This is a genomic window from Bradyrhizobium sp. MI1.7, assembly GCF_055811795.1.
Genome location: NZ_JBVVPO010000023.1, coordinates 115,382 through 122,460, shown reverse-complemented (window position 1 = coordinate 122,460; position 7,079 = coordinate 115,382). Strand labels below are relative to the sequence as shown.

General features: G+C 63.8%; 6 protein-coding genes. 3 read left to right on the top strand and 3 right to left on the bottom strand.

Annotated features, from left to right (window positions below; translation table 11 throughout):
* The coding region (locus AC0L3X_RS21885) for a CYTH and CHAD domain-containing protein (RefSeq protein WP_473316740.1) at positions 1–1,401 on the bottom strand (1,401 nt) is incomplete at its 3' end.
* Positions 1,402–1,852: 451 nt separating this feature from the next.
* Entirely contained in the window at positions 1,853–3,205 is a 1,353-nt protein-coding gene (locus AC0L3X_RS21880; protein WP_473316739.1) for a metal-dependent hydrolase family protein, read from the bottom strand.
* 358 nt (positions 3,206–3,563) lie between these two features.
* Between AC0L3X_RS21880 and AC0L3X_RS21875 the strand changes: the two genes are divergently transcribed.
* The gene (locus AC0L3X_RS21875) at positions 3,564–3,770 is read left to right on the top strand and encodes a hypothetical protein (RefSeq protein WP_063982481.1); all 207 of its coding nucleotides are present in this window, start codon (positions 3,564–3,566) and stop codon (positions 3,768–3,770) included.
* A 14-nt stretch (positions 3,771–3,784) separates the two neighbouring features.
* Here AC0L3X_RS21875 and AC0L3X_RS21870 read toward each other — a convergent pair whose 3' ends face one another.
* Complete coding sequence (locus AC0L3X_RS21870) at positions 3,785–4,492, bottom strand: GntR family transcriptional regulator (RefSeq protein WP_354097530.1); 708 nt, start codon at positions 4,490–4,492, stop codon at positions 3,785–3,787.
* Between the two features lie 268 nt (positions 4,493–4,760).
* On the opposite strand from AC0L3X_RS21870, the gene AC0L3X_RS21865 reads away from it, so the two are divergent.
* On the top strand, positions 4,761–5,747 hold the full coding sequence (locus tag AC0L3X_RS21865) for an ABC transporter ATP-binding protein (protein ID WP_063982479.1): 987 nt from the start codon (positions 4,761–4,763) through the stop codon (positions 5,745–5,747).
* A 42-nt stretch (positions 5,748–5,789) separates the two neighbouring features.
* Entirely contained in the window at positions 5,790–7,079 is a 1,290-nt protein-coding gene (locus AC0L3X_RS21860) for an ABC transporter substrate-binding protein (RefSeq protein ID WP_028150047.1), read from the top strand.

Sequence of the window (7,079 nt, the reverse complement as noted above, 5' to 3'; positions counted from 1 at the left end):
GGCGTATTGCTCCGACAAGATGCGTCGCGCGAAGTCGACGGCAGGTTCGGCGAGCTGGCCGAGATCTTCGGCGGCAACGTCGTTGCGCCAGCCTCGCGTCTCGATCCAGTTTCCGAGGCCGATCAGGAACACGGCGCAGCGGCGATCGTCGAGCGCATCATGCGCCTTGCGATAGGCGTCCGACTGGCGCTCGGCCGCAGCCCGGCCCAGCGCATCGAAGCCGGCGACCAACGGACAGGCCTGTGCGATCGTCGGCAAGGTATCGAGCTGGAACACGTCCCAATCACGGGCGGCGGAGAGGTCTTGCGCCAGCCATTTGACCTCCGACCGCAGCGCGTCGAGATTGCTGAGCGTACCGACCGACCTCATCAGGTCGAGCGCCGATCGCAGCCGGCGCAGCGAGACGCGGAGTTGATGCACGCCTTCCGGGTTGCGCCCGTCCTCGGCGGCCGGCAGCGACTGAAGCAGATGGAGGAAGCAGGAGCGCAGGATCGTCGCGAAGGCCTCGTCGAGCGTGACCGACGCATCGAGGCGAAGTTTTCGCGGGCGACGTGCCGGGGGCGGCTCATCGGCGGCAAGATCAAAGCCGCGCGCCGACTTGGTACGGATAGACGGCTTCACCGCACCCTGCTCCGCGAGCCGCAGCGCGACCTCGTAGATCGTGCTGGCGCTGCCGCTCTTCAGCTCAAGCTCGATCTCGCTCACCTGTAGCGTGCGATCGCCAGCCGTCAGCTCGCCTTGATCGAAGGCGATTTCGACCGCGCCGGACGACAAGTCGATCATCCTCGCGTGACGACGGATGTCGGCGGTGAAGACGGCTTCGAGCGGCTGCGTCACGAGGTTGCTACGAAGCTTCTCCGGAATGAAGGGCATCGCCAGAGCGAGATCGGGCGCAAGCGATGACACGCTCGCCTCCCACTCGCCACGGCGCAACGGATCGTCCGCGGCGTCCGTCTTCACCGTCTGCACGAAGCGCGCGCCGCTCTGGCGGACGCGCAGGCTCAGGCCATTGCGCCGAAGCAGGCGCTCGGCCGTGTCGTAATAGACCGACTTGAGATGCTTGCGCGTGCCCTTGTTGCGCGCGTTGGCCGTGATGACCGGCGCGGCGTTGAAATGCGCCATGCGATCGGCATCGACGAGCAGCTTGAGCTCGATCTCACCGGCGGGACGCGCAGCAGTGCCGGACTGGGCTGGCTCCGGTGCAGGCGTCGTGTCTTGCGATGGCGTCTGATCAATCACAGCGCCCTCGACGATCGCATGTTCCGGGTCGGGCTCGGCTGCGTCACGTTGCCTGAGGAAGCCGGCGACGACTTGCGTTCTCTTGTTCCTGTCCTTGAGGATAGGATTCCCATCCGGCGCGCTCATGGTTTTGCGAGCCGGCGTAGCGTCTGATTTCAACATTTCCGGTGACATGACAGTTTGATGACAGAGCGCAGCATATAGCTCGTCAGGCCCGTAAGGAATAGCAACGTTACGTCGCAACGCATCATCGTCCACATGCGCCATGCGCGACGCTAAAGATCGGGCAGGACTGTCATAATTCGTCCGGCGTGACGAATTAAATTGCCGCCGCGTACAGTAAGTGATCGAATTGATAGCGAATCTCGTCGTTCTCGAAACCGAGATGAACGCGTCAGCGAGCTTGACTCATGCTAGCAGAAAAATTCTTTCTGGTTTTGGAGACGCTCAGAAGTCACGCCTCCGATGGTGACAGGCCGGAGATTGTGACAAGCCCCGCGCGGCCTCCTGCGCTCCCGGAGATCGCAAAAGGCTCTCGACCAGGAAAGCCGGTTCCTGACCAGCGAGACTAGAGGCGATTGAATTTCGCGGGCTCACACCTGCCCAGCGCGCATCAATGCGCGAGCCTGTTCTTGTAGATCCTGCCGTCCTTCATGATCACCACAAAATTCTTCGCGGGATCTTCGACCAGCTTGATGTCGTCGAGCGGATTGCCGTCGACCAGCAGGAGATCGGCGAGCGCGCCCTCCTCGACCACGCCGAGCTTGCCGGGATAGGGATTGCGCAGGCCCGACAGGCTCAAGAGTTCAGCGTTGGTCGACGTCGCCATCGTCAGCGCTTCGGCCGGCGTGTACCAGCGCGTCAGTGCGGCCAGCATCGAGCCCTGCTTGTCCGCCAATGCCTTCGAGAACAGGACGTCAGTGCCGAACGCGGTCTTGATCTTGTACTTCTTCGCCAGCGCATAGACGCGGTCGGTGCCGGCAACGACCTGCCGCATCTTGTCCTGCTCCGACGGTCCCAGCGCCGCGGCGCCGGAGATATCAAGGAACGGTTGCGTGCTCAGCCAGACGCCCTTCTCCGCGATCAGCTTCGCGCTCGCCTCATCCATGAGATGTCCGTGCTCGATGCATCTCACGCCGGCTGCGATCGAGCGCTGGATCGCGACCGGCGTATAGGCGTGCGTGGCGACATAGGTGCCCCAATTGTCCGCGGCCTCGACAGCGGCGCGCAGCTCGGGCTCGGTGAAGGTGGAGACATCGAGCGGACTGAAGGGCGATGCGACGCCGCCGCCCGCCGTGAGCTTGACCTGCGACGCGCCTTGCATCAGTTGCTCGCGCGCGCGCACGCGCACCTCGTCCGGGCTGTCGGCGACCAGGCTGCCGCCGATCAGCTCCATGCGGCTGAGCATGCCGCCGATGGTTCGCGGCAGATCGGTGAGCTGGCGGAAATCGCCATGACCGCCGGTGATGGTGATGATGGCGCCGGACGGATAGATGTGCGGACCGGCGACGAGACCCTCGTCGATGGCCCGCTTGAGGCCGAAACTCGGCCCGCCCATGTCGCGTATGGTGGTGAAGCCGCGCATCAGCGTCGCTGTCGCCTCGCTGGCGGCGAGCAGATTGTTGTAGCCGACATCGCCGAGGGCCGCGGCCGGCGTCGGGCGCACCAGCATCGCGTGCCAATGCGCGTCGATCAGTCCCGGCATCAGCACCCGGCCGCCGCCGTCGATCACCTGACCGGTGGCCGCGATATCGGCGGTCGAAATCTTCTCGATCTTCCTGTTCCTGATCAGGACGTTGGACGCGGCCGAGAGCGTGGCATTCTTTCCGTCGAAGATCCGAACGTTGCGGAACAGGACGGCGGAGTCCTGCTGGGCTTGTAAGGGCAACGGGCTGCCGAGGCTTCCAATCGACACAAGCAATGCGGCGGCTCTGAAGAGTCCGGCCGGCGTGGTCCAACCCCACATGTCCAATCTCCACGCAGATCCGGGCGAACGCCAGCCAGCTGACGCCGCGCGATGCAGCTATGGATTGATGCCTGCAAACCGCATCGAGTCAATTTGCAACCACAGGGAGGTTTTGCAAATCAGCCATACGGACGCGAAGAGAAGCGTCCCCATCAAGTTGGATAGGCGAATGGGTAAGTGCACCTGTCGCACTCGCGTCGAACTCAAATTAAAAACGCACTATCGATTTCGACCCGCCAGCAACGGTAGATTGCAACTTTCTCGCTCGGGAGTACGATCCTGCGCGGTCTACGCGATTTGAGCCACTGGGCAGGAGGGGCTTGCGGTCGTCTGTAGAATTCAAATGACGAGGCGTAACATGGTGGCGCAAACGAGTGACGGACGCATCCTGCTGGCCAAGAAGCTCGGCGGGCTCATCGCAATCATCTTGGGATGCCTGCTGACGGCCGTAGGCGTGACGTTCGAATACAGCGGCATGACTTTCGTCGGCGTGTTGTTGCTCGTCCTCGGAGCCGTCCTGCTGGTGCTCAAGATCATGAGGCGAAATCAGGAACGTCCGTTCTGACAGATGGCAGGCGGTCACACGCCCAGCACGTCGGCGAGCCGCAACTCGTCGGCGGCGGGATCCTTCAAGAACAGTTCGGCCTCGATCTCGTCCAGATGCGACAGCATCTGCACGCGCGCAGCCTGCTTGTCGCGCTTGCGGATCGCGGCGACGATGCCGGCGTGATGATCGGTGCCACAGGCCGGCGTGTCGTGGCGGCGGTAGAGCAGGATGATGAGCGAGGAGCGCGCGATCAGCTCTTTCAGGAAGCCGAGATAGATGCTGTGGCCACTCATCTCCGCGACGAGGCGATGAAACTCGCCGGAGAGCCGGACCGAGGCGCGCGCGTCACCGCGCAGCTCCGCCTCGCGCTCCTCGGCGAGATGCTGATGGAGGCGATCGATCCAGGCCGGTGACACCGCATCAATCGCGTGATCGACGATGGTCGGCTCGATCAGGCGGCGCGCCTCGAACACTTCACGGGCATCGCCCGGCGTCGGCCGCGCGACGAAGGCGCCGCGGTTCTTCTCGATGTTGACGATGCCTTCATGCGCAAGCTGCTGGAGCGCCGTGCGGACCAGCGTGCGGCTCGCGCCGTAGATCTCGCCGATCTCGTCCTCGCCGAGCTTCGTACCGGGCAGCAGGCGATGCTCGAGGATCGCGGCGGTCACCCCCTCACTGATACGGCTGACGCGATCGCTCGCATCTGGCGCGTCGGATTTCGGGGGAGTCTTGGCGGCCATCAGTTCGAAGGGTTGGGTGTGAGGGCTCGATCGGCGACGTTCAGCCTTGAATGTTAGTCGACGACCTGTATCCAATCACAGGCAAAAGTTTATACAATCCGCGCCCGTTTTGTGTGCAGCGAGACAGACGGGTGCTGGGACGGCCGAAGGCGGCGGATTCGATCTAACGACCTGACTCTGCTGCACAGTTCTGGAATTCAGCCGGCCAAGGGCGGTTGGCACGGACCTTGCGGAGAGACGGGAGCATCGCCCCTCCCTTGGACACGCCATGGCCACTCCCGCCGCTCTCGAACTGGTCGCCGTCACCAAGCGCTACGACACGACGCTGGCGGTCGACACCGTCAATTTGAAGATCCCGGCCGGGACCTATTGCTGCCTGCTCGGCCCCTCCGGCTGCGGCAAGACCTCGACCTTGCGGATGATCGCGGGCCATGAGGCGGTCAGCAAAGGCGACATCATTCTCGGTGCGCAGAACGTGACCGACCTCGAGCCCGCCAAGCGCGGCACGGCGATGATGTTCCAGTCCTACGCGCTGTTTCCGCATCTGACCGTGCTCGACAATGTGGCGTTTGCGCTCAAAATGCGAGGCGTCGACCGCGCGACCAGGCACAGGCGCGCCGGCGAATTGCTCGAGCTGGTGGCGATGACACCCTATGCGGGCCGGCTCCCGGCCCAACTCTCCGGCGGCCAGCAGCAGCGCGTGGCGCTGGCTCGCGCACTGATCACCGAGCCGCAGATCCTGCTGCTCGACGAGCCGCTCTCCGCGCTCGATCCGTTCCTGCGGGTGAGGATGCGCGGCGAGTTGAAGCGCCTTCAGCGCGAGCTCGGCATCAGCTTCATCCAGGTCACCCACGGCCAGGAAGAAGCGATGGCGCTCGCCGACCACATCGTGGTGATGAACCAGGGCAGGATCGAACAGCAAGGCACCGCGCGCGAGATCTTCCACCGCCCCCGCACTGAATTCGTGGCGCGCTTCATCGGCGGCCACAACGTCCTCAGCGACGCCGGAAACCTCATCGCCGTGCGCGCCGATCAGCTCGGCATCGCGCCGTTCGCCGAGGGCGCGTTCGGCGCGCCGGCGCTGCTGACCCAGACCGAGTACCAGGGCTCCTACATCGCCGTCTCGCTCACGCTCGACGACGGCACCGCCCTGTTCTCCCACCTCCCCGAGGCCGCCTTCGACGTCCACCCGTTCCGTCCGGGCGATCGCGTGCTGGCCACCTGGGATCCTGCCAAGGCGCAACGCCTGCAATAGCGCCGATCGATCACTGGAATGCGCAACAGAGGAGTGACTGATATGACCGAGACCACCAGGACGAAGGGCGTCAGCCGCCGCACGCTGCTCAAGGGCACCGCAGGTCTCGCGGGCCTCGCCGCCGGCTCCGGCGCCATCACCGGCTTCCCCTATGTGAAATCGGCCGATGCGAAGGTGCTGCGCTATCTCGGCACCGCCGTGAACGAGGGCGACGACATCTCCAAGCAGTGCCTCAAGGACACCGGCATCAAGATCGAATACATCACCGCGACCACCGACGACGTCACCAAGCGCGTGATGACCCAGCCCAACTCCTTCGATGTGCTCGACACCGAATATTTCTCGCTGAAGAAGATCGTGCCGTCGGGCAACATCCTTGCCCTCGATGCCAAGAAGATCAAGGAATTCGACAACATCACGCCGGTCTTCACCAAGGGCGAGACGCCCGGCGGCAAGAAGATCGGCGGCCAGGGCACGGCGCCCTGGAAGGTGCTTTATCTCGAAGGCAAGGACTCCAAGAAGTTCGCGACGTCGGCGACCGAGTTCGTCACGCTGATCCCGACCGTCTACAACGCCGACACGCTCGGCATTCGTCCCGACCTGATCAAGCGCCCGATCAGCTCGTGGTCCGAGCTGCTCAATCCCGAATTCAAGGGCAAGGCCTCGATCCTCAACATCCCCTCGATCGGCATCATGGATGCCGCGATGGTCGTGGAAGCCACCGGCAAGTACAAATATGCCGACAAGGGCAACATGACCAAGGAAGAGATCGATCTCACCATGAAGGTGATGACCGAAGCCAAGAAGGCGGGGCAATTCCGCGCCTTCTGGAAAGATTTCAACGAAAGCGTCAACCTGATGGCTTCAGGCGAAACGGTGATCCAGTCGATGTGGTCGCCGGCCGTGACGAAGGTGCGCTCGATGGGCATCCCCTGCACCTTCCAGCCGCTCAAGGAAGGCTATCGCTCCTGGGCCTCGGGCTTCTGCGTCTCCAAGGGCGTGTCGGGTGCGAAGCTCGAATGGGCCTATGAGTTCGTGAACTGGTTCCTGTCCGGTTATGCCGGCGCCTATCTCAACCGCCAGGGCTACTACTCCGCCGTGCTCTCGACCGCGAAGGCGCACATGGAGCCGTACGAGTGGGCGTACTGGATGGAAGGCAAGCCGGCCGAGAAGGACATCAAGGCACCCGACGGCTCGCTGCTCGAGAAGGCCGGCGCGGTGCGCGACGGCGGCTCCTACGAGGACCGCATGGGCGGCGTCGCCTGCTGGAACGCCGTGATGGACGAGAACGACTACATGGTCCGCAAGTGGAACGAGTTCATCGCGGCCTAA

Excerpts from the sequence above, each read along its gene's own strand:
- AC0L3X_RS21870 (WP_354097530.1), bottom strand. The coding sequence starts at position 4,492 with ATGGCCGCCAAGACTCCCCCGAAATCCGACGCGCCAGATGCGAGCGAT.
- AC0L3X_RS21880 (WP_473316739.1), bottom strand. The coding sequence starts at position 3,205 with ATGTGGGGTTGGACCACGCCGGCCGGACTCTTCAGAGCCGCCGCATTG.
- AC0L3X_RS21875 (WP_063982481.1), top strand. The coding sequence starts at position 3,564 with ATGGTGGCGCAAACGAGTGACGGACGCATCCTGCTGGCCAAGAAGCTC.
- AC0L3X_RS21860 (WP_028150047.1), top strand. The coding sequence starts at position 5,790 with ATGACCGAGACCACCAGGACGAAGGGCGTCAGCCGCCGCACGCTGCTC.
- AC0L3X_RS21865 (WP_063982479.1), top strand. The coding sequence starts at position 4,761 with ATGGCCACTCCCGCCGCTCTCGAACTGGTCGCCGTCACCAAGCGCTAC.